Consider the following 24,503-nt stretch of genomic DNA (forward strand, 5'->3'; position numbering starts at 1 on the left):
TTCTGGCCGGACAGCCCGGCCAGAGCCCGAACGCTACACGCTCAGCGTGCCGAGGATGCTGGCTTGGTAGGCTGCCGCAAAGGTATCGAAGTCGCCTTGGTCGGCAGTCTCCAGTTCTTCTTGGTCCTTCAATGACTGTTCTGCCATCTGCTCGAAAAGGGCCTGCTGTTCGGGGCTTAGCTCAGCCTGGCGGAAATAGTCAGCGTGGACCTTGCTCTGTCGCAGAGAGAATTCGGCAAAGCTTTCGCCATGCTCGCGCATTTCAGCCAGGACTCGAGCCGAAGGCGTTAGGGCCGGGTTGATAAACTTGTGGCGCTGCTCCTCGACTGATACATGGTAGGCGCTGCCACCGTAGGCGGTATCCAGCAGTTTGGCACAGCGATCAATGCAGCCCAGCAGCCGCTCGGCCCAGTCCAACATCGAAATCGGGGCGCCCTGGCGTTGTAGGAACAAGCCTGGCTTGCGGCCCTCCTTCACAACCTTGGTAAAGTTCTGCGTACATTCGCCACACTCGCCGTTCAGCGGCGGACTTTCCTCAAGTGCGCAGAACAGCAGGAACGCATCCAGGAAACGTGACTCCATCACGTCGATGCCCAATGGCAGGAACGGGTTAATATCCAGGCACCGGACTTCGATGTACTGCACGCCCCGGGCAATCAGTGCCTGAACGGGGCGCTCGCCCGTACGGGTAACCCGCTTGGGCCGGATGTTCGAGTAATACTCGTTTTCAATTTGCAGGATATTGGTGTTGAGCTGCACCCATTCACCATCGCGGTGAGTGCCGATTTCAGCGTAAGGCGGGTAGGGCGTCGCCACTGCCTTGCGCAGGCTCTCCGTGTAGCTCTGCAGGTCGTTGTAACACGGCGTCAGGCTGGCTTGCGCCTCGCTCTGATAGCCCAGGTCGCTCATGCGCAGACTGGTCGCGTACGGCAGGTACAGCGTGTCGGCATCAAAGATCTCCAGCTGATGCGGGCGGCCACGCATGAATCCGACATCCAGCGCAGGAGAGGCACCGAACAGATACATCAGCATCCAGCTGTAACGGCGGAAGTTACGGATTAGCGCAATATAGCGGGAGGACTGGTAGTCACGATCGCTACGGGTATCGCCTTCGGCCTGGCGTAACAAGGGCCAGAGCGTTTCCGGCAGCGAAAAGTTGTAATGGATACCAGCAATGCACTGCATGGTCCGACCGTAGCGCACGGCCAGCCCGCGGCGGTAGACATGCTTGAGCTTGCCGATATGGGAATCGCCATAATGGGCAATCGGAATCTGCTCTTCCTCCGGCAGCGGACACGGCATCGACGGGCTCCATAGGAGCTCACCGTCAAGCTGTCGCGTAGCGAAGCGGTGAATGATGTCGAGCTGCTCAAGCACCTTGGCAGGGTCATGCGCCGTCGGAGTAATGAATTCAAGCAGGGCTTCGGAGTAGTCCGTCGTGATCTGAGGGTGAGTCAGGGCCGAGCCCAGGGCTGCCGGATGAGGTGTCTGAGCCAATTGGCCGTGCTCGTCCACACGCAGGGTTTCACGTTCGATGCCGTGTTGACACTCAGTCAACAGCGACAGATGGGCAGAATCGCCGAGCAGGGCCAGGCGGCGGGTCAAGATATCGCTCAAGATGTTTTCCTTCACTCGACAGTGGCCCCACTATGGGGATGAGTGAGCCGGTGTACAAGTCTGTCGAATAGACTTCAATAGGCCTACCGCGGTTGCATCCGAAAGTGGACGAAGTGCACCGCGGGTACGATCGCCGTTGTGGCAGGGTAAAAGCCCGGCGCAGAACACGCCGGGCGAACGCATTACAGGCAGGCGAACGTTGCCTGGGCCTTGGCCACCAGCTTATCGTTCTGATGCACTTCCGCTTCGATGACGTGCGTCTTCCGCCCGGGATGGATCACCTTGGCGCGGCAGACGATTTCACCGTCGCTGACGCCCCGAATGTAGTTGACCTTGCACTCCAGGGTCACGCTGCCTGGCTTGCCCTCGAACAGGCTGTGGCTCGCCTGCCCAAGCGCCGTATCGATCAGCGAGAACAACGCGCCACCATGCATCTTGCCGTGCAAGTTGAGCAGCTTGTCCTGCATGCTCATCCGGACTTCGGATTCCCCCTGCTCAGCTTTGAGGATACGCATCCCCAGCAGCTGGCTGAATGCACTGTCATTACCTGCCACGGACTGGCTCATGGTTACTTCCTCAATTGTTTGGCGTTGGCAAACAGTGCTGCCATGGCACCACTGGCAGCAGGCTTGCTTTCGTTACGGGGTGCATTACGGTCACGCGATGGGCTGTTACCAGGCTTGCCGCTGCGAGGTTGCCCGCCACGTTGGCCTTCGACCTTTTCACTAGGCGTATCGCTCATGCGCATGGACAGACCCACACGGTTACGGGGAATGTCCACTTCCATGACCTTGACCTTCACGATATCGCCTGCCTTGACCACTTCGTAGGGATCTTTGACAAACTTCTCGGACAAGGCGCTGATGTGTACCAAGCCGTCCTGGTGTACACCGATATCGACGAACGCACCAAAGTTGGTCACGTTGGTCACAACACCTTCGAGAATCATACCGGGCTTGAGATCCTTGAGGGATTCAACGCCTTCCTGGAATTCTGCTGTCTTGAACTCGGGGCGCGGGTCTCGCCCCGGCTTGTCCAGCTCGCTCAGGATATCCGTCACGGTCGGCAGGCCAAAGGTTTCATCGGTAAATTTCTTTGGATCCAGACGCTTCAGGAAGCTGGAGTCTCCAATCAGGGAGCGAATATCACGGCCGGTATCAGCAGCGATACGCTCGACGACAGGGTAGGCTTCCGGGTGAACGCCAGAGGCATCCAGTGGATTGCTGCCGCTCATGACCCGTAGGAAGCCGGCAGCCTGCTCGAATGTCTTGTCTCCCAGGCGACTCACTTTCTTCAACTCGTGACGGGACTTGAAAGCACCATTCAGGTCGCGGTAGGCCACGATATTCTGCGCCAGCGTTGCGTTCAGACCGGAGATACGGGCCAGCAGCGCCGCCGAAGCCGTGTTCACGTCTACGCCCACGGCGTTTACGCAGTCTTCCACCACAGCATCCAGGCTACGAGCCAGCTTGAGTTGTGAGACGTCATGCTGGTACTGGCCCACGCCAATCGACTTGGGCTCGATCTTGACCAGCTCAGCTAGCGGATCCTGCAAGCGGCGAGCGATAGATACAGCGCCACGCAAAGAAACATCCAAATCCGGAAATTCCTTGGCTGCAAGTTCGGAAGCTGAGTACACCGAGGCGCCAGCTTCGCTGACCATGATTTTGGTCATCTTGAGGCCCGGGTATTTCTTGATCAACTCTCCCGCCAGTTTATCGGTCTCGCGGCTAGCCGTGCCGTTGCCAATGGCAATCAGGTCGACGCCATGCTTGGCACACAGCTTCGCCAGCGTATCGATGGTCTGGTCCCACTGGTTTTTCGGGGCGTGCGGATACACGGTATCGGTGGCCAGCAGCTTGCCGGTTGAGTCGACCACGGCGACTTTCACGCCCGTCCGCAGTCCTGGATCCAGACCCAGCGTGGCACGTGGGCCAGCAGGTGCTGCCAGCAACAGATCATGCAGGTTGCGTGCGAATACGCTGATGGCATCATCTTCAGCCTTTTCACGCAGCTCGCCCAGCAGATCGGTTTCCAGCGAGGTGTACAGCTTGATCTTCCAGGTCCAGCGTACGACTTCCGCCAGCCATTTGTCTGCTGCGCGATTCTGATTCTTCACCTCGAAATGCTCGGCAATCATTACCTCGCAAGGGTGCATGGTCCCAGGTGCTTCATCGCCTACCTTGAGCGAGGCACTCAGGATGCCTTCGTTACGGCCGCGGAAGATCGCAAGGGCTCGGTGGGACGGTACATTCCTGAAAAGCTCGTCATGTTCGAAATAGTCACTGAATTTGGCGCCTTCCTGCTCCTTCCCGGTCACCAGACGAGCTGAAAGTGTCGCCTCCTGCTTCAGGAATGCGCGCAGCTTTTCCAGGAGGTCGGCATCTTCGGCAAAACGCTCCATCAGAATGTATTTAGCACCCTCCAGGGCCGCTTTTACATCGGCGACGCCTTTGTCCGCATCTATATAGCCAGCGGCTTCGGTCTCGGGAGAAAGCATTGGATCATTGAGCAGGGCATCCGCTAGCGGGCCAAGGCCAGCTTCCAAGGCAATCTGGCCTTTGGTACGACGCTTCTGCTTATAGGGCAGATAAAGATCTTCAAGACGGGTCTTGGTATCGGCCTGCTTGATCTCGCGGGCTAGCTCCGGCGTGAGTTTACCTTGCTCGTCGATGCTGGCCAGGATCGCCGTGCGACGCTCTTCCAGCTCGCGCAGGTAGCGCAGGCGTTCTTCCAGATGACGCAGATGCGTATCGTCGAGGCTGCCGGTGACTTCTTTTCTATAACGGGCGATGAAAGGAACCGTCGATCCCTCATCGAGCAGCGCCACGGCTGCGGCGACCTGTTGTGGGCGGACGCCGAGCTCTTCGGCGATGCGGGAGTTGATACTGTCCATGAAACCACCTGAAAACCAGAGAAGCGGGCCTGACCGGCAGGCTTGAAGCGCTGCATTATACCCGTCGGGTATCAACGCGCTGCGGCAATTTGCCAAGGATAAGTGTGTGCTTTCAACTTCTTATGCAGGCTAATCCCCCATTCTCAGGAAAAATCTGCTAACAATGGACTGTCCCTCTGCGGACGAGGCCTGCGCCATAATCCACTTCCCTATTTGAAGGAGTTGACATGAGCACCACCCCCGTTACGGAAGGTGAAAAGATTCTGGTCGTAGATGACGATGCTCGTCTGCGTCGCCTGCTCGAGCGTTTTCTGGCCGAGCAGGGCTACCGTGTGCGTACCGTGGAAAGCACCGAGCAGATGGACCGCCTGATGTCCCGTGAGCTTTTCCATCTGGTCGTGCTGGATCTGATGATGCCGGGCGAAGACGGTATGTCGGCCTGCGCCCGTCTGCGTGAGCAGAACAACCAGATCCCGATCATCATGCTGACGGCTAAGGGCGATGAGGGCAGTCGCATCCAGGGGCTTGAGCAGGGCGCCGATGACTATCTGGCCAAGCCTTTCAACCCTCGCGAACTTCTGGCTCGTATCAAGGCGGTTCTTCGTCGTCAGGCCCCTCAAGTGCCAGGCGCACCGGGCAGTGAAGATGCCGTAGTGACCTTTGGTGATTATGAGCTTTCATTGGCGACCCGCGAACTTAAGCGCGGTGATGAAGTGCATATGTTGACCACCGGTGAATTCGCCGTGCTCAAGGCGCTGGTCCAGCATGCGCGCGAGCCGCTGACCCGCGACAAGTTGATGAACCTGGCACGTGGCCGTGAGTGGGATGCGCTAGAACGGTCGATCGATGTACAGATTTCCCGTCTGCGCCGCATGATCGAGCCTGATCCCTCCAAGCCTCGCTATATCCAGACGGTTTGGGGTGTTGGCTACGTATTCGTGCCGGACGGCAACAAGTAACAGTCCGGCACTTAGGGACGCCTTCAGGCGAACAAGCCGTTGTGAACACCTACCAACAGGAAGATGCCCAGCAGCGCTCGATAGACAATGAAGATCCAGGTCGAAAAGCGTTCCAGAAAGCGCATCAGACCCCAGATGGCAGCAAGCGCCGAAAGGCTTGCCACCAGGATGCCTACCAGCAGAAGCGACCAGGCTTCTGCCGGGATGGACGCATGCCAGAGCACGACCAGTTCTTTCAAGCCAGCCAGGGCAATCGCGGGCAGGCCCAGCAGGAAAGAAAAGCGGGCTGCTTCTTCACGCTTTAAGTTGAGGAACATGGCTGCAGTCAATGTCGAGCCGGAGCGGGATACTCCTGGAATCAACGCGCCAATCTGTGCAATTCCAACAATCAGGGCGTCACGCAGGTGCATTTCACTCATGTCGCGCTTGTGCTTGCAGGTCAGCTCGGCAATGGCCAGCAACGCCGCCATGCCCAGACAGGCATAGCCAATGACATTCAAGCCCCGTAAAGGCGAGTCGCAGGCATTGAGCACAGGGGAAAGCGCAAGCCCGACCACACAGATAGGGATTGTCGCCAGAATGATTGCCATGGCCAGGACAAAGGCGCGACTGTTGTAGTCCTTATGACAAATTGCATTGACGCTGCCAGTGGTAACGGAGCTGACGTCACGCCAGAAATAACTGATGACGGCTGCCAGAGCTGCCATCTGCATTGCAGCGGAAAAGGCGGAACCAGGATCTTGCCAACCTAACAGGGCTGGAACGACACGCATGTGAGCAGTAGAGGAAATTGGCAGGAGCTCGGTGATACCCTGCACAACACCTAGGAAAATAACCTGGGCGTAACTAAGGGAAGCAAAGCCAATGTCCAAGCCGGTATGGCACATATCGGACACGAAATATCTCCAGTGTGGGAGGTCTTTGAAAAGAGCCGGGCAAATGTATCAAAGTGTTTCTTAGCGAAACGAGGCTGTGAGGCATTTAAAAAGCCGTTTTGTTCAGTCACTCAACAAAATCGATGCCTTTTCTATGAAGCAAGTCTTTATAGGGTGGCAATATGCTCGGAGCGTCAATGACGTGTGGTTACTATGAAAACGCCTGCCTGGTTCCCTCAAAGCTTCTTCGCACGCTCGCTCTGGCTGGTTCTGATTGCCGTACTGTTTTCCAAGGCGCTGACGCTGGTTTACCTGCTGCTCAACGAAGATGTATTGGTTGATCGCCAATACAGTCATGGCGCTGCACTGACGTTGCGGGCCTACTGGGCCGCTGATCCGGATGACCGTCCCGCTGTCGCTCAGGCATCCGGGCTGCACTATGAATCGCCGGAAACGGTGCCAGCGGGTGAGTATCATTGGCCTTACAGTGAAATTTTCGACCGCCAGATGCAGCAGGAACTGGGTCCGGATACCCAAGTCAGGGTTCGTGTACAGCAGGGGCCTGCACTTTGGGTGCTGGCGCCATCGCTGGGGCCTGATTGGATCAAGATACCGCTGTACGCTCACCCCCTGCGAGGCCAGCGAATCTGGAGTGTGCTGGGTTGGTTCTTCGGGATTGGCCTGTTTTCTACCGCCGTGGCCTGGGTGTTTGTCGGCCAGCTGAACCGACCACTCAAACGGCTCGTCTATGCCGCCCGCGAGCTGGGTAAAGGGCATAGCGTACGCCTGCCGGAAAGTGATGCGCCAAGCGAGATCATGGAGGTCTATCATGCCTTCAATCAGATGGCTCACGATGTCGAGCAGGCTGGGCGCGAGCGTGAGCTGATGCTGGCCGGCGTGTCCCACGACCTGCGCACGCCGCTTACCCGTCTACGCCTCTCAGTCGAATTGCTGCCTGAAATGGACGAGATGACGGAGGACATGGTCCGCGATATCGAGGATATGAATCTGATTCTCGATCAGTTCCTGGCATTTATACGTGATGGACGCGATGAGCCTTTAGAAGAAACGAACCTGAATGACCTGATTCAGGAAACCGTGGCGCCTTACAACCAGAATGAGGAGCGGGTCCGTCTCTCCCAGACCGATGTGCCGCCCGTGGCTTTGCGGCGTGTGTCGATCAAGCGGATGCTGACCAACCTCTTGGAAAATGCGTTCAAGCATGGAGGCGGCGCCGTGGAGGTCAGGGCTCACGTAGGTGGAGATTCGACAGCGCCCTATGTTGTGCTGAGCGTTCTGGACCAGGGACCGGGCATTGATCCCAGTGAGATAGAGGAAATTTTCAATCCCTTCATTCGCGGCAATCGGGCGCGTACCGGCTCTGGTACCGGGCTGGGGCTGGCCATCGTCAGGCGTATTGCCGCCCAGCATGGTGGCAGCGTAGAGCTGCGTAATCGTGAAAGTGGCGGAGTCGAGGCACGCGTCTTGTTGCCACTAGGTCTGCTGCTGCCTCGTACCGCCAGCTGATCTGACGCTACCAGTGGAGTCCGTCATGATCGAGGCGGGCTTCCTGACCATATGGCCAGGCCTGGTTATCCGGGCCGTGTCCACTAGGCAGACCCGAGAACAACGGAACACCATAAGGCTCTAGCCATTCAGCAATAATCTCTTGAAGGCTGTGTACCACACCCTTGCGCGGGCAATCCGTAAAGGTGCCCAGGCATACGGCGCCAAGCCTGGCGCTATCGATACTGTTCAATAGCTGCCACAGGCTACGCTCGATGCGATAGTACGGCTCACCTACATCCTCCAGGATCAGAATGGCGCCGTCAGGCGCATACAGTCCATAGCCGGTGCCCTCGGTACTGGCCAGTGCCGTCAGGTTGCCGCCAATCAGCGGTCCTTGTATGGACTTGAGCGAGTGATTGACCGGTTGGGCTGGCAGATGCCCTCCGGCCGTTCTCAGCAGCCGATCGAGACTGCGAAACGAGTCCTCATGACGCAGCTGTTCTTCACCGTCATATCGTTTGGCCAATGCCGTAGCCACTGGACCATGTACTGCAGGCAGACTTTGCCGATGAAAGGCACTGAGCATGATCGAGATATCGGAGAAACCAATCAGCGGTTTAGGGCCAGCCCGCCTGATGCGCTCCCAATCAAGGTACGGTAAAAGCTGAGCGCATCCATAACCGCCCCGCAAGCACCAGACAGCACTAACCTCTGGATTCTCAAAGGCCGCATAAACATCGGCCAGACGCTGATCCACTGTACCCGCAAGGTAACGATGACGTGCCTGTACGTGCTCGCCTGCAACATACGGAACCTCCATCTCACGCAACCGGGCGTAGGTGGTTTCCAGTGCATCGTTGGCAAGCGCTGCCGCTGGCGCGATCAGCGCTACCTTGCCCCCGAAACTGGAGGCATCAAGAAGAGACGTGCTGCCTGTCATCCCTTAGCCTTTGCCTTTGGTACGTGTCAGGTTGGGGCCACTGTTCTTTTCCAGATACTGGATGATCATGCCCGCAATGTCCTGGTTGGTCGTTTGCTCGATGCCTTCCAGGCCCGGTGAAGAGTTCACCTCCATGACCAGCGGACCATGATTGGAGCGAAGAATATCGACACCGGCCACATTCAGCCCCAGCACCTTGGCGGCTCTAATGGCGGCCATACGCTCTTCAGGCGTAATTTTCACCAGGCTTGCCGTGCCGCCGCGATGCAGGTTGGAGCGAAACTCACCGGGCTTGGCCTGGCGTTTCATGGCGGCAATCACCTTGTCACCCACCACAAAGCAGCGAATATCCGCACCGCCTGCCTCGCGGATATACTCCTGCACCATGATGTTCTGCTTGAGTCCCATGAATGCTTCCAGTACCGACTCGGCAGCCTTTTCGGTTTCACACAGCACCACGCCGATTCCCTGAGTACCCTCCAGCAGCTTGATGACCAGCGGAGCACCACCCACCATGCGGATAAGGTCCGGTACATCATCTGGAGAGTGCGCAAAGCCTGTCACCGGCAGGCCAACACCCTTGCGTGACATCAACTGCAGGGAGCGCAGCTTGTCTCGGGCTCGGCTGATGGCGACGGACTCATTGAGCGGAAAGACGCCCATCATTTCAAACTGCCGCAGCACTGCGCAGCCATAAAACGTTACCGATGCCCCAATTCGCGGAATCACGGCATCGAAGTCTTCGAGCGGCTTGCCTCTATAGTGAATCTGCGGTTTGTGGCTTGCGATATTCATATACGCGCGCAACGTATCGATCACGACCATCTGATGACCACGTTGCTCTCCGGCTTCCACCAGGCGACGAGTGGAATACAGGCGAGGATTACGCGACAGCACAGCGATTTTCATGCAGCACCCGGAGCGGGAGAGAGGGATAGGATGGGTTTGTCTTGCGCATAGCTGACGGCCGGATTCACGATCAGGCCACCCTCGACCAAGGCTTTCGAGCCTAGAAGCATGCGGTAACGCATGCTCTTGCGGCAGGCCAGGGTAAATTCCACTGGCCAGGATCGATTACCCAGGGCGAGATTGGTTCGAATCACATAGCGGTTCTGAGCATGGCCATTGGAGCTTCGTATGGTCTTCTTGGCTACCAACGGCGCTTCGCAATGCCGGTGCCGGGACTGCACCAGTGTGCCCAGATGGACCGTAAAACGCACCCAGCGTTCACCGTTACGCTCAAAAGGAACAACTTCCGTTGCATGCAGGGCTGAAGTGCTCGCACCTGTGTCGATCTTGGCCCTCAGGCCGATTACGCCCAGGTCCGGCAGGGCGACCCATTCACGTAGGCCGATAATGGCCAGCTCGTCGAGTGTGTCCAAGCGTAATCCTTGAAGTCGGGATCAGTGTCCCCATATCTGCTTATCGATGGAGGCCAGCGCATTGAACGCAGGCTTGGCAAACCAGTAACCCTGCATCAACGTGATACCGATGTCACGCAGGCAATCACGCTCGGCAGCGGTTTCAATACCTTCGGCAATGATCCGGATGTTCAACTCCGTACACATGGAGACGACGGCTCGAACAATGGCCTGCCGGACTCGATCATGATCGATATTGCGAATCAAGGCCATATCCAGCTTGATCAGATCCGGTTGAAAAGCGGCTAGCAGGTTCAAGCCTGAATGTCCGGCACCAAAGTCGTCAATCGCCGTCATGAAGCCGAACTGCCGATATTCCTTCAGGATATGCGTTAGATGCTGGCTATCACCAATATGCTCGCTTTCAACTGTTTCAAAAATAGGATTGCTCAACGGAAAGTCATGCCGTTTGGCCGCCTCCAGTGTGCTGCGAATGCACAGCTCCGGTCGATAGACGGCATTTGGAAGAAAGTTGATGGAAAGTTTTTCCTTCATTCCAAGCTTTGCTGCGCCTGAAATCGCCTTGGTGCGGCATAACTGATCGAAACGATAGCGGTTATGCGCATCCACCCGCTCAAGCACTGAAAGCGCACCCTGGCCTTCCGGGCCACGGACCAGCGCCTCGTGAGCAAAGATACTGCGAGTGGTTACGTCAACAATAGGCTGATAGGCAAAGGCGAAATCGAACCCAAGGGGTTCACTCTGGTGGCAGCCTTGGCAGCGCATAGGGTTGGTTAATTCTTCAGGAAAGAAGGTCTTCATGATCGTACCGTTAGAATGCCCGTAACCAGCCCTGGTCTAATGGCAAAAATTGATAAGTATTCGGAGCGTTTTCGTTAATGACGTCTATTCAAGATATAGATGAAAAAGTCCGCCTGGATAAGTGGCTGTGGGCTGCACGGTTCTTCAAGACACGAGCACTGGCCAAGGCTGCTATAGAAGGAGGCAAGGTTCAATGTCGGGGTGAGCGGTGTAAGCCCAGCAAAGAGCCCAAGGTCGGTGATGAGCTGACGATTCGTCAGGGGTTCGATGAGAAGACCGTCATAGTCCTCTCCCTGTCTCAACAGCGTCGCGGAGCACCCGAGGCCCAGTTACTGTATCGGGAGACAGAGGAAAGTCTTGAGCGTCGCGAGCGGGCTACGGCCATGCGCAAGGCAGGAGCGCTTGGGTTGGCAACGGATGGAAGGCCAACCAAGAAACAGCGCCGTCAGATTCATCGATTCCGGGGCGACGCTGATTCTCGGGCCAATGACTAGATGAGCAGTCAGTAGTGCTTGACCAGGCTCATCTGCCGGATAACAGGAATATGAGCTGCTACACGAAACAGCGGCGCAGTTAAACGAAGGAACATGCGGCTACCGGCATTGGCCAGCGGCGTATAAAACCCCCAGGCCATTGCCAGTAGTGCAACGGCAATACCGCCCATATAGTCATCCGAAGCCCAGTGAGCACCGGCGACCAGGCGCGGCATCATGAAAAGCATTACCAGTAGCCAAGTGACGACAAGTTGTAATGGGTTGCGCGTAAAAGCCGTTAGAAAGAGGCCCCAGAGCAGAAGAACCGAAGCATGATCCCCCGGAAAGCTGGCGCCGGATCGATCCTTGAGCTCTCAGGCCCTTTCCCAGGACTGGAAGTAATCGCTCATGTGAATGGCATACGTCAGCATGTCGGATGGACTGGCATGCTGCAGGCCGGCGGCTTCGATAGCCTTGGTGAACAGGTTGCGGATCAGCAGCAAGGCTAGCAGTACCGTAAGCAAGCCGAAGAAGGCGCTACGGACCTGCTCTGGTTTGAACACCCAATTCCCACGTATCGTAAGTGTGAGAAGAATGATGCCCACAACGATGTCGAATGGCCTCAGGCTGGCAACGGCCCAGACGTGTAGCCAGACCGTATTGCTTTCCAGCGGTGCGTTCAGCGCACGGAAGAGATGCGCATCCAGATCCAGAAGAGTGGTGCGTACGGAAGGGATAAGCCAGAGAATAATCAACAGCAGCGCCACGAGGTGGCTGATTAGAAATGCTCGCCATTGCCACTTGGCTTGGAAGAGTGTGGCATTGTCCATAGAATGAAATGAATCCATATGAATAAACAGAAAGCGTGACCGCACGGGAGTGTTGTCACGCTTTTGTCATTTTCCCTGTTCAAGCGTACTTTTGTCATGACCCCATTCGATTACACACAGCGTTTCCTGTTTGAAGACACCGACGTTCGCGGCGAACTTGCATTGCTTGAAAGAAGCTATGTAGAGGTGCTTGCCAAACACCCCTATCCGGAACCCGTCGCGCAGCTGTTGGGTGAAATGCTTGCAGCAGCTGCCTTGCTGTGCGGCACGCTCAAGTTCGACGGTCTGCTGGTATTGCAGGCACGCTCCAGCGGTGCGATTCCTCTATTGATGGTGGAGTGCTCGAGCGCCCGAGAGGTGCGCGGTATCGCCCGCTACAATGCCGACGACATCGCTCCTGATGCCGCGCTGAAAGATCTAATGCCCGAAGGTATTCTTGCCATCACGATCGATCCGACCAACGGTCAGCGTTATCAAGGGATCGTTCCTCTCGAAGGCCAGACGCTCGCTGAATGCCTTTCAGGCTACTTCGCCACGTCCGAGCAGCTGCCTACCCGCTTCTGGCTCAATGCCGATGGACGGCGCGCTCGTGGGCTCCTGCTCCAACAGCTGCCAGCGGACAAACACAAGGACAAAGAGTCGCGCGACGCCAGCTGGGAGCACCTTACAACCCTTGGCAATACGCTGACTGCAGAAGAACTGTTGGGGTTACCCAACGAAACGGTACTTCATCGCCTCTATCATGAAGAAACCGTCAGAGTCTTTGATCCTCAAATCGTCGAATTCCATTGTGGCTGTTCTAGGGAACGTTCTGCCAATGCGCTTGTCTCTGTGGGCCAGGAAGATGTCGAACTGCTATTGCAGGAGCAGGGTGGTCAGATAGAAATCGACTGCCAGTTCTGCAATCAGCGATACCTGTTCGACGCTGCCGATGTCGCGCAGATTTTTGCAGGCGGTGGAAGCCAAACACCGCAAGAAACCCGTCACTAAGCATTGCATTCAGGAATAGGCTTTCTGGCATAATCGCGCGACTTCGTTTTTTATGTAGCCAAACTCGGGTTAAGCTACAAAACGCAAAAGGACCGGCCGAGGGCCGACGGGGAACTACATGACGCAAGCCAACGTTTATACCGATATTAGCGCCGCGCAGCTGGTAGAAGAGGCGCTTCGGCGCGGCGAGGGTGAGTTAGCCGCCAATGGCTCTCTTGTAGTCAAGACTGGACATCGCACCGGCCGCTCGCCAGCCGACCGCTTCATTGTTGAAGAGTCGTCTACCCGTGATGCCATCGATTGGGGTTCTATCAACCGTCCTTTTCCAGCGGAAAAGTTCGATGCGCTATGGGATCGCGTTTCAACCTATGTAGGTGAGCGGGATCACTTCGTTTCGCATGTGCATGTAGGCTCCGATCCAGAGCACTACCTTGCAGTCAAGATGACTACGGAAACCGCCTGGCACAACCTGTTTGGCCGTTGCCTGTTCATCAATCCGGAAAGTTACAACCCTCAGTCCCGCCAGGAGTGGGAAATCCTTAACGCCCCTTGGTTTGTCTGCGAGCCGGAGCGTGATGGAACCAATTCCGATGGCACCGTCATCATTAACTTTGCTGCTCGCAAGGTATTAATCGCGGGCATGCGTTATGCCGGTGAAATGAAGAAGGCCATGTTCTCGGTGCAAAATTTCCTGCTGCCTGAGCATGATGTACTTCCTATGCACTGTGCGGCCAACATGGGCGAAGAGGGCGACGTTACGCTGTTCTTTGGCCTGTCGGGAACAGGTAAGACGACGCTATCTGCCGATGAAAGCCGTTACCTGATCGGTGACGATGAGCATGGCTGGGGTGTCGGCACCGTCTTTAATATAGAAGGCGGCTGCTACGCTAAGTGTATCGACCTGTCCGAAAAGAATGAGCCTGTCATCTGGAAAGCCATTCAGTTCGGCGCTGTGCTGGAAAACGTGGTGCTTGATCCACAGTCGCGCCAGCCAGATTATTCGGACGATAGTCTGACCCAGAACAGCCGGGCGGCCTATCCTCGTGAGTTGATCGAAAAGCGTGCGGAACTGAACCGCGGTGGCGAGCCTAATGCAGTAATCTTTCTCACCTGCGATCTGACGGGTGTGCTGCCTCCTGTATCTATCCTTAATAACGAGCAGACGGCTTATCATTTTCTTTCGGGTTACACTGCGCTGGTGGGTTCTACTGAAATGGGATCGGGGGCTGGCATCAAATCCACTTTCTCTACCTGTTTCGGTGCACCCTTCTTCCCGCGTCCGGCGGCCGAGTACGCTGAGCTTCTCATCAAGCGTATCAATGGGTTCGGCTCCAAAGTTTACCTGGTGAACACTGGGTGGACCGGGGGCGGTTACGGTGTAGGCAAGCGCTTCAATATCCCAACGACACGAGCAGTGATTGCCGCTATTCAAAGTGGGGCGCTGGTCGATGTTGAAACCGAGCATTTGCCCATTATCAACCTTGATGTTCCCAAGGTCGTAGCTGGTGTCGATACTGCATTGCTCAACCCGCGTAACACTTGGGAAGATAAAAATGCCTATGATGAATCGGCCAAGGCGCTGGCAGGCAAGTTCATCGAGAACTTCAAAAAGTTCAGTGGCGTCTCCGAAGCGATTAAGGCAGCTGGTCCACAGTTATAATCGTTAGGCTGAAAACAAAGGGTCGCTTAAGCGACCCTTTGTTTTTTAAGAAAAAATTTAAGAAAACCGCATTTAATGATTGCATGTGAAAAATTAAATGCATAAAATGCGCCCGCCTTGAACATGTAAGTCCACTGGTTGGCGGTCAAGGCAACGTAAGTTGAGGAAAAGTAAGAAAATCCTTGACACGACGGCAGCAGACAAATAGAATGCTGCCTCCTTTGGAGGGATTCCCGAGCGGCCAAAGGGATCAGACTGTAAATCTGACGTCTACGACTTCGAAGGTTCGAATCCTTCTCCCTCCACCAAATTGCAAGAGCTACAGGCTCTGCGGGTATAGTTCAGTGGTAGAACCTCAGCCTTCCAAGCTGATGATGCGGGTTCGATTCCCGCTACCCGCTCCAGTTTGTTGTAGTTTGCTCATGTAGCTCAGTTGGTAGAGCACACCCTTGGTAAGGGTGAGGTCAGCGGTTCAAATCCGCTCATGAGCTCCATTATTAAGGGCAGATATGAGAATATCTGCCTTTATTTTATGGCGGCGTTACTTGCTCAATTCTTGATGGGAGAGAGTGTCGATGGCTAAAGAAAAATTTGAACGTAACAAACCGCACGTCAACGTCGGCACCATCGGCCACGTCGACCATGGTAAGACAACGCTGACTGCAGCACTGACCAAGGTTTGCTCTGAAACTTGGGGTGGTTCTGCTCGTAACTTCGACCAGATCGATAACGCTCCGGAAGAAAAAGCGCGCGGTATTACCATTAACACTTCCCACGTTGAGTACGATTCGGCCACTCGCCACTACGCTCACGTTGACTGCCCTGGCCACGCTGACTATGTGAAGAACATGATTACCGGTGCTGCGCAGATGGACGGTGCGATCCTGGTTTGCTCGGCAGCTGACGGCCCCATGCCGCAGACTCGTGAGCACATCCTGCTGTCCCGTCAGGTAGGCGTTCCTTACATTGTCGTGTTCCTGAACAAGGCTGACATGGTTGACGACGCTGAGCTGCTCGAGCTGGTAGAAATGGAAGTTCGCGATCTGCTGAACACCTATGACTTCCCAGGTGACGACACTCCGATCGTTGTAGGTTCCGCGCTGATGGCGCTGGAAGGCAAAGACGACAACGAAATCGGTGTTTCTGCTGTGCGTAAGCTGGTTGAAACTCTGGATGCCTATATCCCTGAGCCAGTTCGTGCAATCGACCAGCCGTTCCTGATGCCGATCGAAGACGTATTCTCCATCTCTGGTCGCGGTACTGTAGTAACAGGCCGTGTTGAGCGTGGTATCGTCAAGGTGGGTGAGGAAGTTGAAATCGTAGGTATCAAAGCTACGACCAAAACTACCTGCACCGGCGTTGAGATGTTCCGTAAGCTGCTAGACGAAGGTCGTGCAGGTGAGAACGTTGGCGCCCTGCTGCGTGGTACCAAGCGTGAAGACGTTGAGCGTGGTCAGGTTCTGGCCAAGCCGGGCACCATCAAGCCGCACACTAAGTTCGAGTGCGAAGTGTACGTTCTGTCCAAGGAAGAAGGTGGTCGTCATACTCCGTTCTTCAAGGGCTACCGTCCTCAGTTCTACTTCCGTACTACTGATGTGACTGGTAACTGCGAACTGCCGGAAGGCGTTGAGATGGTAATGCCGGGCGACAACATCAAGATGGTTGTTACCTTGATCGCTCCGATTGCCATGGAAGAAGGTCTGCGTTTCGCTATTCGCGAAGGCGGCCGTACCGTAGGCGCCGGCGTGGTTGCCAAGATCGTCGAATAAGTTCTTGATCTTGGGTTGTTAGGCCGGCATAATAGCCGGCCTGATTTAAGTTACAGGCCAGTAGCTCAATTGGCAGAGCGGCGGTCTCCAAAACCGCAGGTTGGGGGTTCGATTCCCTCCTGGCCTGCCAGATTTAATCTGGCATTTCCTGACAGGATTTCAATTGATGAGCGTCAAGGCGGAAGCCAAAGAGTCACGCTTCGATGCGATGAAGTGGCTTGTGGTCGTCTTGCTGGTAGCAGTAGGTGTTGTTGCTAACCACTACTACTCAGCCCAGCCGATCCTGTATCGCGTTATCGGTTTGCTGGTTCTGGGTGCTGTAGCTGCTTTCGTTGCATTACAGACTGTCAAAGGGCAAGCGTTTTTCACGCTGCTCAAAGAGGCGCGCACCGAGATTCGTAAGGTTGTCTGGCCTAGTAGGCAAGAGACAGCTCAGACCACATTGATTGTGGTTGCAGTAGTGCTGGTCATGGCGCTGCTGCTATGGGGATTAGATTCCCTGCTCGGATGGCTTGTTTCCATGATCGTAGGTTAAGGGTTCGCCGTGGCTAAGCGTTGGTACGTAGTGCATGCATACTCGGGTTACGAGAAGCATGTCATGCGCTCTTTGATTGAGCGCGTCAAGCTTGCCGGAATGGAAGATGAGTTCGGTGATATTCTGGTTCCCACTGAAGAAGTAGTGGAGATGCGTAATGGCCAGAAGCGCAAAAGCGAACGTAAATTCTTTCCAGGTTATGTGCTCGTTCAGATGGAAATGAGCGAAGGTACATGGCACCTCGTTAAAGATACCCCGCGGGTTATGGGTTTTATTGGTGGAACGGCTGATAAGCCAGCACCGATTACTGATCGTGAGGCAGAGGCGATTCTTCGTCGTGTTTCCGATAGTAGCGATAAGCCCAAGCCGAAAACATTGTTTGAGCCAGGTGAGACTGTTCGTGTTATCGATGGTCCGTTTGCTGACTTCAATGGTGTTGTGGAAGAAGTGAATTACGAAAAAAGCCGGATTCAAGTGGCTGTCCTGATTTTTGGACGTTCTACGCCGGTTGAGCTGGAATTCAGTCAGGTCGAAAAAGTCGTCTAACTGATGCCTGGTCCCATACCCCGCAGTTTAGGCTGCGGGGTTTTGTCGTCAGTGGGATAAGGTGAATCAAACCGGGGAGCCTTAAGGCGTTAGACCCGTCATTGGAGTAGCAAATGGCTAAGAAAATCCAAGCTTATATCAAGCTGCAAGTTAAAGCGGCTCAAGCTAACCCGAGCCCGCCAGTAGGTCCGGCGCTGGGTCAGCATGGCGTGAACATCATGGAATTCTGTAAGGCATTCAACGCCCGTACCCAAGGTATGGAACCAGGTCTGCCTACTCCGGTAATTATTACCGTTTACAGTGACCGTAGCTTCACGTTTGAGACCAAGAGTACTCCTGCTTCTGTTCTTCTGAAGAAGGCTGCGGGCATTCAGAGCGGTTCTAGCCGTCCTAACTCTCAGAAAGTAGGCACCGTAACGCGTGCTCAGCTTGAAGAGATTGCTAAGACCAAGAATGCTGATCTGACTGCTGCTGATATGGATGCAGCTGTACGTACTATCGCTGGCTCTGCTCGTAGCATGGGCCTCAATGTGGAGGGCGTGTAATGGCCAAGCTCACTAAGCGTCAAAAGGCTATTGCTGCCAAGATTGAAGCAGGCAAGCAGTACAGCTTTGAAGAGGCTGCTGCGCTTCTGTCTCAGCTGTCCACTGTCAAGTTCAAAGAGTCGGTAGACGTTTCAGTTAATCTGGGCGTCGATCCTCGTAAATCTGACCAGGTTGTTCGTGGTGCTACCGTTCTGCCAAACGGTACTGGCAAGAGCGTCCGTGTAGCCGTGTTTACTCAGGGCCCCAATGCTGAAGCAGCGCTGGCTGCTGGTGCAGAAAAAGTGGGTATGGACGACTTGGCTGCCGAGATGAAAGCTGGCGATCTGAGCTATGACGTCGTGATTGCTTCTCCAGATGCAATGCGCGTAGTAGGTCAGTTGGGTCAGATCCTTGGTCCTCGTGGTCTGATGCCTAACCCCAAAGTTGGCACTGTGACTCCGGACGTTGCTACTGCAGTCAAGAACGCAAAGGCCGGTCAGGTTCGTTTCCGTACCGACAAGAACGGCATCATCCATGCCTCCGTTGGCAAGGTTGATTTCGAACCCGTTAAGCTCAAGCAGAACGTTGAAGCGCTGCTGGCTGACCTGAAGAGACTCAAGCCGTCTACTTCCAAAGGTATTTATGTCAAGCGCGTGACTCTGAGCACCACTATGGGCCCAGGTCTGCAGATTGATCAGGCTTCCCTGGAAGCCTAAGTGATTCGAGCGAAGCACTGCTTCGCTCTCTTATTGGGGTCCCTGCCTGGCGGGGGCTGTCCAAGACCGTAGGTGACGAAAGTCTTAAATTAAGCCTACGCAGATGGTGCTCCCGATTCGGTTACCGAGTCAGACACCAAAACGACGTCCGGCTTAGGTTGGGCGATACGGTAACATCCAGGAGTAAAACCCGTGGCAATTAAACTCGAAGACAAGAAGGCTATCGTCGCTGAAGTCAACGAGGCTGCCCAAAGTGCCCTGTCTGCTGTCGTGGCTGATGCCCGTGGCGTGACAGTAGGTGCAATGACCGGACTCCGTAAAGAGGCCCGTGCGGCTGGTGTTTACGTGAAAGTTGTGCGTAACACACTGCTGCGTCGCGCTGTTGAAGGTACTTCATTTGACGTACTGAACGACGCGTTCAAAGGCCCGACCCTGATTGCTTTTTCCACTGAACATCCGGGCGCTGCTGCTCGCATTTTCAAGGAATTCGCCAAGGGTCAGGACAAGTTCGAGATCAAGGCGGCCGCGTTTGAAGGCAAGCTGATCCCAGCTAACCAGATCGACGTACTGGCAACTCTGCCAACCTACGACGAAGCTGTGTCCCAGCTGATGAGCGTTATCCAGGGCGCAACCAGCAAGCTGGCTCGTACTCTGGCAGCTATTCGCGACCAGAAAGAATCTGCTGCAGCCTAAGGCTAAGCATCTACTTTCTCGCTTTTTTGTTTAATTCTAGTGGCTACGAAGCCCCTAAACGATACAGGAATTAGAGTCATGGCTCTGACCAACGAAGATATCATCAACGCCGTATCCGAAATGTCCGTCATGCAAGTGGTCGAACTGATCAAGGCGATGGAAGAGAAGTTCGGTGTAACTGCTGCTGCCGCTGTAGCTGCTGGTCCGGCTGCTGCCGCTCCTGCTGCTGAAGAGCAGACTGAATTCACTATCATGTTGACCGAAGCTGGCGACAAGAAAGTGAACGTCATTAAGGTCGTTCGTGAACTGACTGGTCTGGGCCTGAAAGAAGCCAAGGCAGTTGTTGACGGCGCTCCTGGCGTTGTTAAAGAGGGCGTTTCCAAAGAGGAAGCCGAGGCTGCCAAGAAGTCTCTGGAAGAAGCTGGCGCCAAGGTCGAGCTCAAGTAAGCTCAGACATTGCGTCTACAGCCTGAGCGTTAAAGTTCGGCTGATGGCTGGTGGCAATAGCCACCGGCCTTTTTCTGTTTCGATGCAGCCCGGTCGGGCTTGTGATCAAATAGAAATAAAGAAGGCCATCATAGGTGATGGCGCAAACGATAACGTTTGCAAGATTTTCCGGCTGCTCCCGTCGGAGAGGCCAAACAAGCAGGTGACCAAGCTGGGGAACGCTGATGGCTTACTCATACACTGAGAAAAAACGTATCCGCAAGGACTTTAGCAAGTTGCCGCACGTTATGGACGTGCCGTATCTATTGGCTATCCAGCTGGATTCGTATCGCGAATTCCTGCAGGCGGGCGCAGGCAAAGATCAGCTCCGCGATATCGGTCTGCACGCGGCCTTCAAGTCCGTTTTCCCGATTATCAGTTATTCCGGCAATGCTGCCTTGGAATATGTCGGTTATCGCCTTGGCGAGCCGGCGTTCGATGTTAAAGAATGTGTTCTGCGCGGCGTGACATTTGCTGTTCCGCTGCGAGTAAAAGTGCGCCTGATTATTTTTGATCGTGAGTCGTCCAACAAGGCGATCAAAGACATCAAGGAGCAAGAAGTTTACATGGGGGAAATTCCCCTGATGACAGAAAACGGCACCTTCATTATCAATGGTACCGAGCGTGTCATCGTTTCCCAGTTGCACCGTTCTCCTGGTGTCTTCTTCGATCACGACCGTGGTAAGACCCACAGCTCCGGTAAGCTGCTGTATTCCGCTCGTATTATTCCTTACCGTGGTTCTTGGTTAGACTTCGAGTTCGACCCCAAGGACAGCGTATTCGTTCGTATCGACCGTCGCCGCAAACTACCTGCGACCGTTCTACTGCGCGCGCTTGGTTACGGTACTGAAGAAGTGCTGGATATGTTCTACGACACCAACGTGTTCCACATCAAGGGTGAAACCTTGAATCTGGAACTGGTGCCGCAGCGTCTGCGTGGCGAAATTGCCAGCTTTGATATTAAGGACAATGCAGGCAAGGTGATTGTAGAGCAGGGGCGTCGTGTTACTGCGCGCCATATCAATCAGCTTGAAAAATCAGGTATTACCGAGCTGGAAGTGCCATTCGATTATGTTATTGGCCGTACTACTGCCAAGGCGATCGTGCATCCTGCTACTGGTGAAATTATTGCCGAGTGCAATACCGAGTTAACCCTCGATATGCTGGCAAAAATTGCAAAGGCAAATGTCGTCCGCATCGAAACGTTGTACACCAACGACATTGACTGTGGTCCGTTTGTTTCCGATACGCTGAAGATCGATTCCACAACCAATCAACTCGAAGCATTGGTTGAAATCTATCGTATGATGCGTCCAGGCGAGCCTCCAACCAAGGAAGCTGCCGAGACACTATTTAACAACCTGTTCTTCAGCGCCGAGCGTTACGATCTATCTGCCGTTGGCCGTATGAAGTTCAACCGTCGTATCGGCCGTGACGAAATCGAAGGCCAGGGTGTACTGAGCCGCGAAGACATCGTTGACGTGCTCAGAACGCTGGTAGATATTCGGAACGGTAAAGGTATCGTCGATGATATCGATCACTTAGGTAACCGCCGTGTACGTTGCGTAGGTGAGATGGCTGAAAATCAGTTCCGTGTTGGCCTGGTGCGTGTTGAGCGCGCGGTCAAGGAACGTCTATCGATGGCCGAAAGTGAAGGACTGATGCCGCAAGACCTGATCAATGCAAAGCCGGTGGCTGCTGCGATCAAGGAGTTTTTCGGATCGAGCCAGTTGTCTCAGTTCATGGACCAGAACAACCCGCTTTCTGAGATCACGCACAAGCGTCGTGTCTCAGCACTCGGCCCGGGTGGTTTAACACGGGAGCGTGCGGGCTTTGAGGTTCGTGACGTTCACCCGACTCATTACGGTCGCGTATGTCCGATTGAGACACCAGAAGGCCCGAACATTGGTCTGATCAACTCGCTGGCAACCTATGCACGCACGAACCAGTATGGTTTCCTGGAAAGTCCTTATCGCGTAGTCAAGGATGCCGTGGCCTCTGATGAGATTGTGTTCCTGTCAGCGATCGAAGAAGCCAATCATGTCATCGCTCAGGCCTCTGCGGCTCTGGACGAAAATAACCGACTGGTCGATGAGCTTGTAGCGGTACGCCATCAGAACGAATTCACGGTTAAGAGCCCGGAAGACGTAACTCTGATGGATGTGTCACCCAAGCAGGTGGTTTCCGTTGCTGCTTCGCTGATTCCTTTCCTCGAGCACGATGATGCGAACCGTGCCCTTATGGGTTCGAACATGCAGCGTCAGGCTGTCCCGACTCTGCGTTCGGACAAGCCGCTAGTCGGAACAGGTATGGAGCGTAACGTAGCACGCGACTCTGGTGTTTGTGTTGTGGCACGTCGAGGCGGTGTGATCGACTCCGTTGACGCAAGCCGTATCGTGGTACGCGTTGCTAATGCCGAAGTTGAAACGGGCGAGGCGGGTGTAGATATCTACAACCTGACCAAATATACCCGCTCCAACCAGAACACCTGCATTAACCAGCGTCCGCTGGTAAATAAGGGTGACGTCATTGCGCGTGGCGACATTCTGGCTGATGGCCCGTCTACCGATATGGGTGAGCTGGCACTGGGTCAGAATATGCGCGTTGCGTTTATGACCTGGAACGGCTTCAACTTCGAAGACTCGATCCTGTTGTCTGAGCGCGTTGTGCAGGAAGACCGCTTTACTACGATCCACATTCAGGAGTTGACCTGTGTGGCTCGTGATACAAAGCTTGGCCCAGAAGAAATCACTTCTGATATCCCGAACGTAGGTGAGGCAGCGCTTAACAAGCTTGATGAAGCCGGTATTGTTTACGTTGGTGCCGAGGTACAAGCAGGTGACATTCTGGTCGGTAAGGTAACGCCGAAAGGTGAAACCCAGCTGACTCCAGAAGAAAAGCTGCTACGTGCCATCTTCGGCGAAAAGGCGTCCGATGTTAAGGATACTTCCCTGCGGGTACCAACGGGTACTAAGGGTACGGTCATTGATGTACAAGTCTTTACCCGTGATGGGGTAGAGCGTGACTCTCGTGCACTGGCAATCGAGAAGTCCCAGCTCGACGAGATTCGCAAAGACCTCAACGAGGAGTTCCGTATCGTTGAAGGTGCCACCTTCGAGCGTCTCCGTCAGGCACTTGTAGGTCAGGTTGCGGATGGCGGACCGAATGTCAAAAAAGGTTCTGTCATTACTGACGAATACCTGGATGGTCTGGAGCGTGGCCAGTGGTTCAAGCTGCGTATGGCAGAAGATGCGCAAAACGAGCAGTTGGAAAAGGCTCAAGCCTATCTATCCGATCGCCGTCAGCTCTTGGACGACAAGTTCGAGGACAAGAAGCGCAAGCTGCAGCAAGGCGATGACCTGGCACCTGGCGTGCTTAAGATCGTGAAGGTTTACCTGGCAATCCGTCGCCGTATCCAGCCTGGTGACAAGATGGCAGGTCGTCACGGTAACAAGGGTGTGGTATCGGTCATCATGCCGGTTGAAGACATGCCTTACGATGAGACGGGTACTCCGGTTGACATCGTATTGAACCCGCTGGGTGTTCCGTCACGGATGAACGTTGGTCAGATTCTTGAAACGCACCTAGGCCTTGCTGCCAAGGGGTTGGGCGAGAAGATCAATCGCATGCTTGAAGAGCAACGCAAAGTAGCTGAGCTGCGTAGTTTCCTGCATGAGCTCTATAACGAGATCGGTGGCCGCCAGGAAAACCTGGATGAGCTGAGCGACGAAGAAGTGTTGCGTTTGGCTAAAAACCTGCGTGGTGGCGTGCCGATGGCTACGCCGGTCTTCGATGGTGCTAAGGAACGTGAAATCAAGGCTATGCTGAAGCTGGCTGATCTGCCCGAAAGTGGTCAGATGTGCCTGTTTGACGGCCGTACCGGTAATCAGTTCGAGCGTCCGGTTACTGTCGGCTACATGTATATGCTGAAGCTCAACCACCTGGTCGATGACAAGATGCATGCCCGTTCCACAGGATCGTATAGCCTGGTTACTCAGCAGCCGCTGGGTGGTAAGGCGCAGTTCGGTGGACAGCGTTTCGGAGAGATGGAGGTCTGGGCGCTGGAAGCTTATGGTGCCGCCTACACCCTTCAGGAGATGCTGACGGTCAAGTCGGACGATGTGAATGGCCGGACCAAGATGTACAAGAACATCGTGGACGGAGATCATCGTATGGAGGCCGGTATGCCGGAGTCCTTCAACGTACTGATCAAGGAAATTCGCTCGCTCGGTATCGATATCGAATTGGAAACCGAATAACACGCGACGCCAAGAAGGCATGGCCGTCAAGGCGGTCATGCCT

The 24,503-nt window shown here is 54.9% G+C and carries 21 protein-coding genes, 4 tRNA genes and 1 pseudogene; 17 read left to right on the forward strand and 9 right to left on the reverse strand.

The features are described from left to right. Nucleotides 1-33: 33 nt before the first annotated feature. The 3 genes from gshA to HMPREF1487_RS10985 all read right to left on the reverse strand — a co-directional run bounded on the left by gshA (nucleotide 34) and on the right by HMPREF1487_RS10985 (nucleotide 4,513). Nucleotides 34-1,617, reverse strand: coding sequence for a glutamate--cysteine ligase (gene gshA, locus HMPREF1487_RS10975; protein WP_010796723.1), 1,584 nt, complete (start codon nucleotides 1,615-1,617; stop codon nucleotides 34-36). A gap of 182 nt (nucleotides 1,618-1,799) precedes the next feature. Then, entirely contained in the window at nucleotides 1,800-2,183 is a 384-nt protein-coding gene (locus tag HMPREF1487_RS10980) for a PaaI family thioesterase (protein WP_010796724.1), read from the reverse strand. A gap of 2 nt (nucleotides 2,184-2,185) precedes the next feature. Next, a complete protein-coding gene (locus tag HMPREF1487_RS10985) occupies nucleotides 2,186-4,513 on the reverse strand; it encodes a Tex family protein (protein ID WP_010796725.1) in 2,328 nt (775 codons plus the stop codon). Nucleotides 4,514-4,740: 227 nt separating this feature from the next. Between HMPREF1487_RS10985 and ompR the strand changes: the two genes are divergently transcribed. After that, a complete protein-coding gene (gene ompR / locus HMPREF1487_RS10990) occupies nucleotides 4,741-5,472 on the forward strand; it encodes an osmolarity response regulator transcription factor OmpR (protein WP_010796726.1) in 732 nt (243 codons plus the stop codon). 23 nt (nucleotides 5,473-5,495) lie between these two features. Here the strand turns inward: ompR and HMPREF1487_RS10995 are convergent, their stop codons facing one another. Continuing rightward, nucleotides 5,496-6,359 (reverse strand): undecaprenyl-diphosphate phosphatase, encoded by an 864-nt coding sequence (locus HMPREF1487_RS10995; RefSeq protein WP_230382240.1) that lies wholly within the window; start codon nucleotides 6,357-6,359, stop codon nucleotides 5,496-5,498. Nucleotides 6,360-6,560: 201 nt separating this feature from the next. Here HMPREF1487_RS10995 and HMPREF1487_RS11000 point away from each other — a divergent pair, with 201 nt between their 5' ends. Further along, complete coding sequence (locus tag HMPREF1487_RS11000) at nucleotides 6,561-7,874, forward strand: ATP-binding protein (RefSeq protein ID WP_010796728.1); 1,314 nt, start codon at nucleotides 6,561-6,563, stop codon at nucleotides 7,872-7,874. Nucleotides 7,875-7,881: 7 nt separating this feature from the next. Here HMPREF1487_RS11000 and HMPREF1487_RS11005 read toward each other — a convergent pair whose 3' ends face one another. From HMPREF1487_RS11005 to HMPREF1487_RS11020, 4 genes are read right to left on the reverse strand one after another with little or no spacing between them, the layout of a single operon-like run. Continuing rightward, nucleotides 7,882-8,796 (reverse strand): S66 peptidase family protein, encoded by a 915-nt coding sequence (locus HMPREF1487_RS11005; RefSeq protein WP_010796729.1) that lies wholly within the window; start codon nucleotides 8,794-8,796, stop codon nucleotides 7,882-7,884. A gap of 3 nt (nucleotides 8,797-8,799) precedes the next feature. Beyond that, the gene (gene rimK, locus HMPREF1487_RS11010; protein ID WP_010796730.1) at nucleotides 8,800-9,705 is read right to left on the reverse strand and encodes a 30S ribosomal protein S6--L-glutamate ligase; all 906 of its coding nucleotides are present in this window, start codon (nucleotides 9,703-9,705) and stop codon (nucleotides 8,800-8,802) included. After that, nucleotides 9,702-10,151 carry a retropepsin-like aspartic endopeptidase RimB gene (locus HMPREF1487_RS11015; protein ID WP_256205724.1) on the reverse strand — a complete coding sequence of 150 codons (450 nt, stop codon included), beginning with the start codon at nucleotides 10,149-10,151 and terminating at the stop codon, nucleotides 9,702-9,704. Before HMPREF1487_RS11015 ends, rimK begins: the two co-directional genes overlap by 4 nt. Before the next feature lie 48 nt (nucleotides 10,152-10,199). Further along, nucleotides 10,200-10,979 (reverse strand): S6 modification regulatory phosphodiesterase RimA, encoded by a 780-nt coding sequence (locus HMPREF1487_RS11020; protein ID WP_010796732.1) that lies wholly within the window; start codon nucleotides 10,977-10,979, stop codon nucleotides 10,200-10,202. A gap of 77 nt (nucleotides 10,980-11,056) precedes the next feature. On the opposite strand from HMPREF1487_RS11020, the gene HMPREF1487_RS11025 reads away from it, so the two are divergent. Further along, entirely contained in the window at nucleotides 11,057-11,473 is a 417-nt protein-coding gene (locus tag HMPREF1487_RS11025) for an RNA-binding S4 domain-containing protein (RefSeq protein ID WP_010796733.1), read from the forward strand. Between the two features lie 8 nt (nucleotides 11,474-11,481). Here HMPREF1487_RS11025 and HMPREF1487_RS11030 read toward each other — a convergent pair. Next, nucleotides 11,482-12,282 (reverse strand): annotated as a pseudogene (locus HMPREF1487_RS11030) (phosphatase PAP2 family protein). Between the two features lie 96 nt (nucleotides 12,283-12,378). Between HMPREF1487_RS11030 and hslO the strand changes: the two are divergent. The 14 genes from hslO (at nucleotide 12,379) to rpoB (ending at nucleotide 24,460) form a co-directional block, all read left to right on the forward strand. Then, on the forward strand, nucleotides 12,379-13,272 hold the full coding sequence (hslO, locus tag HMPREF1487_RS11035) for an Hsp33 family molecular chaperone HslO (protein WP_010796736.1): 894 nt from the start codon (nucleotides 12,379-12,381) through the stop codon (nucleotides 13,270-13,272). A 118-nt stretch (nucleotides 13,273-13,390) separates the two neighbouring features. After that, on the forward strand, nucleotides 13,391-14,932 hold the full coding sequence (locus HMPREF1487_RS11040) for a phosphoenolpyruvate carboxykinase (RefSeq protein WP_010796737.1): 1,542 nt from the start codon (nucleotides 13,391-13,393) through the stop codon (nucleotides 14,930-14,932). 223 nt (nucleotides 14,933-15,155) lie between these two features. After that, nucleotides 15,156-15,240 (forward strand) — tRNA-Tyr (locus HMPREF1487_RS11045). A 22-nt stretch (nucleotides 15,241-15,262) separates the two neighbouring features. After that, nucleotides 15,263-15,336: transfer RNA gene (locus tag HMPREF1487_RS11050), tRNA-Gly, on the forward strand. Between the two features lie 14 nt (nucleotides 15,337-15,350). Beyond that, a tRNA-Thr gene (locus HMPREF1487_RS11055) sits at nucleotides 15,351-15,426 on the forward strand. Between the two features lie 81 nt (nucleotides 15,427-15,507). Continuing rightward, nucleotides 15,508-16,701: an elongation factor Tu gene (tuf, locus tag HMPREF1487_RS11060; RefSeq protein WP_010796738.1), complete on the forward strand. Its 1,194-nt coding sequence runs from the start codon at nucleotides 15,508-15,510 to the stop codon at nucleotides 16,699-16,701. 54 nt (nucleotides 16,702-16,755) lie between these two features. Continuing rightward, nucleotides 16,756-16,831 (forward strand) — tRNA-Trp (locus HMPREF1487_RS11065). 36 nt (nucleotides 16,832-16,867) lie between these two features. Further along, on the forward strand, nucleotides 16,868-17,236 hold the full coding sequence (gene secE / locus HMPREF1487_RS11070) for a preprotein translocase subunit SecE (protein WP_010796739.1): 369 nt from the start codon (nucleotides 16,868-16,870) through the stop codon (nucleotides 17,234-17,236). Nucleotides 17,237-17,245: 9 nt separating this feature from the next. Further along, nucleotides 17,246-17,782, forward strand: coding sequence for a transcription termination/antitermination protein NusG (gene nusG / locus HMPREF1487_RS11075; protein WP_010796740.1), 537 nt, complete (start codon nucleotides 17,246-17,248; stop codon nucleotides 17,780-17,782). Between the two features lie 113 nt (nucleotides 17,783-17,895). Then, complete coding sequence (gene rplK / locus HMPREF1487_RS11080) at nucleotides 17,896-18,327, forward strand: 50S ribosomal protein L11 (RefSeq protein ID WP_010796741.1); 432 nt, start codon at nucleotides 17,896-17,898, stop codon at nucleotides 18,325-18,327. Next, nucleotides 18,327-19,022 carry a 50S ribosomal protein L1 gene (gene rplA / locus HMPREF1487_RS11085; RefSeq protein ID WP_010796742.1) on the forward strand — a complete coding sequence of 232 codons (696 nt, stop codon included), beginning with the start codon at nucleotides 18,327-18,329 and terminating at the stop codon, nucleotides 19,020-19,022. The genes rplK and rplA overlap by 1 nt, the downstream gene beginning before the upstream one ends. Nucleotides 19,023-19,214: 192 nt before the next feature. Next, nucleotides 19,215-19,715, forward strand: a complete 501-nt coding sequence (gene rplJ, locus HMPREF1487_RS11090) for a 50S ribosomal protein L10 (RefSeq protein WP_010796743.1) — start codon at nucleotides 19,215-19,217, stop codon at nucleotides 19,713-19,715. A 78-nt stretch (nucleotides 19,716-19,793) separates the two neighbouring features. Further along, nucleotides 19,794-20,162 carry a 50S ribosomal protein L7/L12 gene (rplL, locus tag HMPREF1487_RS11095; protein ID WP_010796744.1) on the forward strand — a complete coding sequence of 123 codons (369 nt, stop codon included), beginning with the start codon at nucleotides 19,794-19,796 and terminating at the stop codon, nucleotides 20,160-20,162. 224 nt (nucleotides 20,163-20,386) lie between these two features. Next, nucleotides 20,387-24,460 carry a DNA-directed RNA polymerase subunit beta gene (gene rpoB / locus HMPREF1487_RS11100; RefSeq protein ID WP_010796745.1) on the forward strand — a complete coding sequence of 1,358 codons (4,074 nt, stop codon included), beginning with the start codon at nucleotides 20,387-20,389 and terminating at the stop codon, nucleotides 24,458-24,460. Nucleotides 24,461-24,503 lie beyond the last annotated feature (43 nt).

Origin of the sequence: Pseudomonas sp. HPB0071 (assembly GCF_000478505.2) — a bacterium.
In the GTDB taxonomy this organism is placed as follows: domain Bacteria; phylum Pseudomonadota; class Gammaproteobacteria; order Pseudomonadales; family Pseudomonadaceae; genus Chryseomonas; species Chryseomonas luteola.

Bases quoted from the DNA above. Each gene is read 5' to 3' on its own strand.
- HMPREF1487_RS10980 (WP_010796724.1), bottom strand. From the start codon at position 2,183: ATGAGCCAGTCCGTGGCAGGTAATGACAGTGCATTCAGCCAGCTGCTG.
- HMPREF1487_RS10985 (WP_010796725.1), bottom strand. From the start codon at position 4,513: ATGGACAGTATCAACTCCCGCATCGCCGAAGAGCTCGGCGTCCGCCCA.
- ompR (WP_010796726.1), top strand. From the start codon at position 4,741: ATGAGCACCACCCCCGTTACGGAAGGTGAAAAGATTCTGGTCGTAGAT.
- HMPREF1487_RS10995 (WP_230382240.1), bottom strand. From the start codon at position 6,359: ATGTGCCATACCGGCTTGGACATTGGCTTTGCTTCCCTTAGTTACGCC.
- HMPREF1487_RS11000 (WP_010796728.1), top strand. From the start codon at position 6,561: ATGAAAACGCCTGCCTGGTTCCCTCAAAGCTTCTTCGCACGCTCGCTC.
- HMPREF1487_RS11005 (WP_010796729.1), bottom strand. From the start codon at position 8,796: ATGACAGGCAGCACGTCTCTTCTTGATGCCTCCAGTTTCGGGGGCAAG.
- rimK (WP_010796730.1), bottom strand. From the start codon at position 9,705: ATGAAAATCGCTGTGCTGTCGCGTAATCCTCGCCTGTATTCCACTCGT.
- HMPREF1487_RS11020 (WP_010796732.1), bottom strand. From the start codon at position 10,979: ATGAAGACCTTCTTTCCTGAAGAATTAACCAACCCTATGCGCTGCCAA.
- HMPREF1487_RS11025 (WP_010796733.1), top strand. From the start codon at position 11,057: ATGACGTCTATTCAAGATATAGATGAAAAAGTCCGCCTGGATAAGTGG.
- hslO (WP_010796736.1), top strand. From the start codon at position 12,379: ATGACCCCATTCGATTACACACAGCGTTTCCTGTTTGAAGACACCGAC.
- HMPREF1487_RS11040 (WP_010796737.1), top strand. From the start codon at position 13,391: ATGACGCAAGCCAACGTTTATACCGATATTAGCGCCGCGCAGCTGGTA.
- tuf (WP_010796738.1), top strand. From the start codon at position 15,508: ATGGCTAAAGAAAAATTTGAACGTAACAAACCGCACGTCAACGTCGGC.
- secE (WP_010796739.1), top strand. From the start codon at position 16,868: ATGAGCGTCAAGGCGGAAGCCAAAGAGTCACGCTTCGATGCGATGAAG.
- rplK (WP_010796741.1), top strand. From the start codon at position 17,896: ATGGCTAAGAAAATCCAAGCTTATATCAAGCTGCAAGTTAAAGCGGCT.
- rplA (WP_010796742.1), top strand. From the start codon at position 18,327: ATGGCCAAGCTCACTAAGCGTCAAAAGGCTATTGCTGCCAAGATTGAA.
- rplL (WP_010796744.1), top strand. From the start codon at position 19,794: ATGGCTCTGACCAACGAAGATATCATCAACGCCGTATCCGAAATGTCC.
- rpoB (WP_010796745.1), top strand. From the start codon at position 20,387: ATGGCTTACTCATACACTGAGAAAAAACGTATCCGCAAGGACTTTAGC.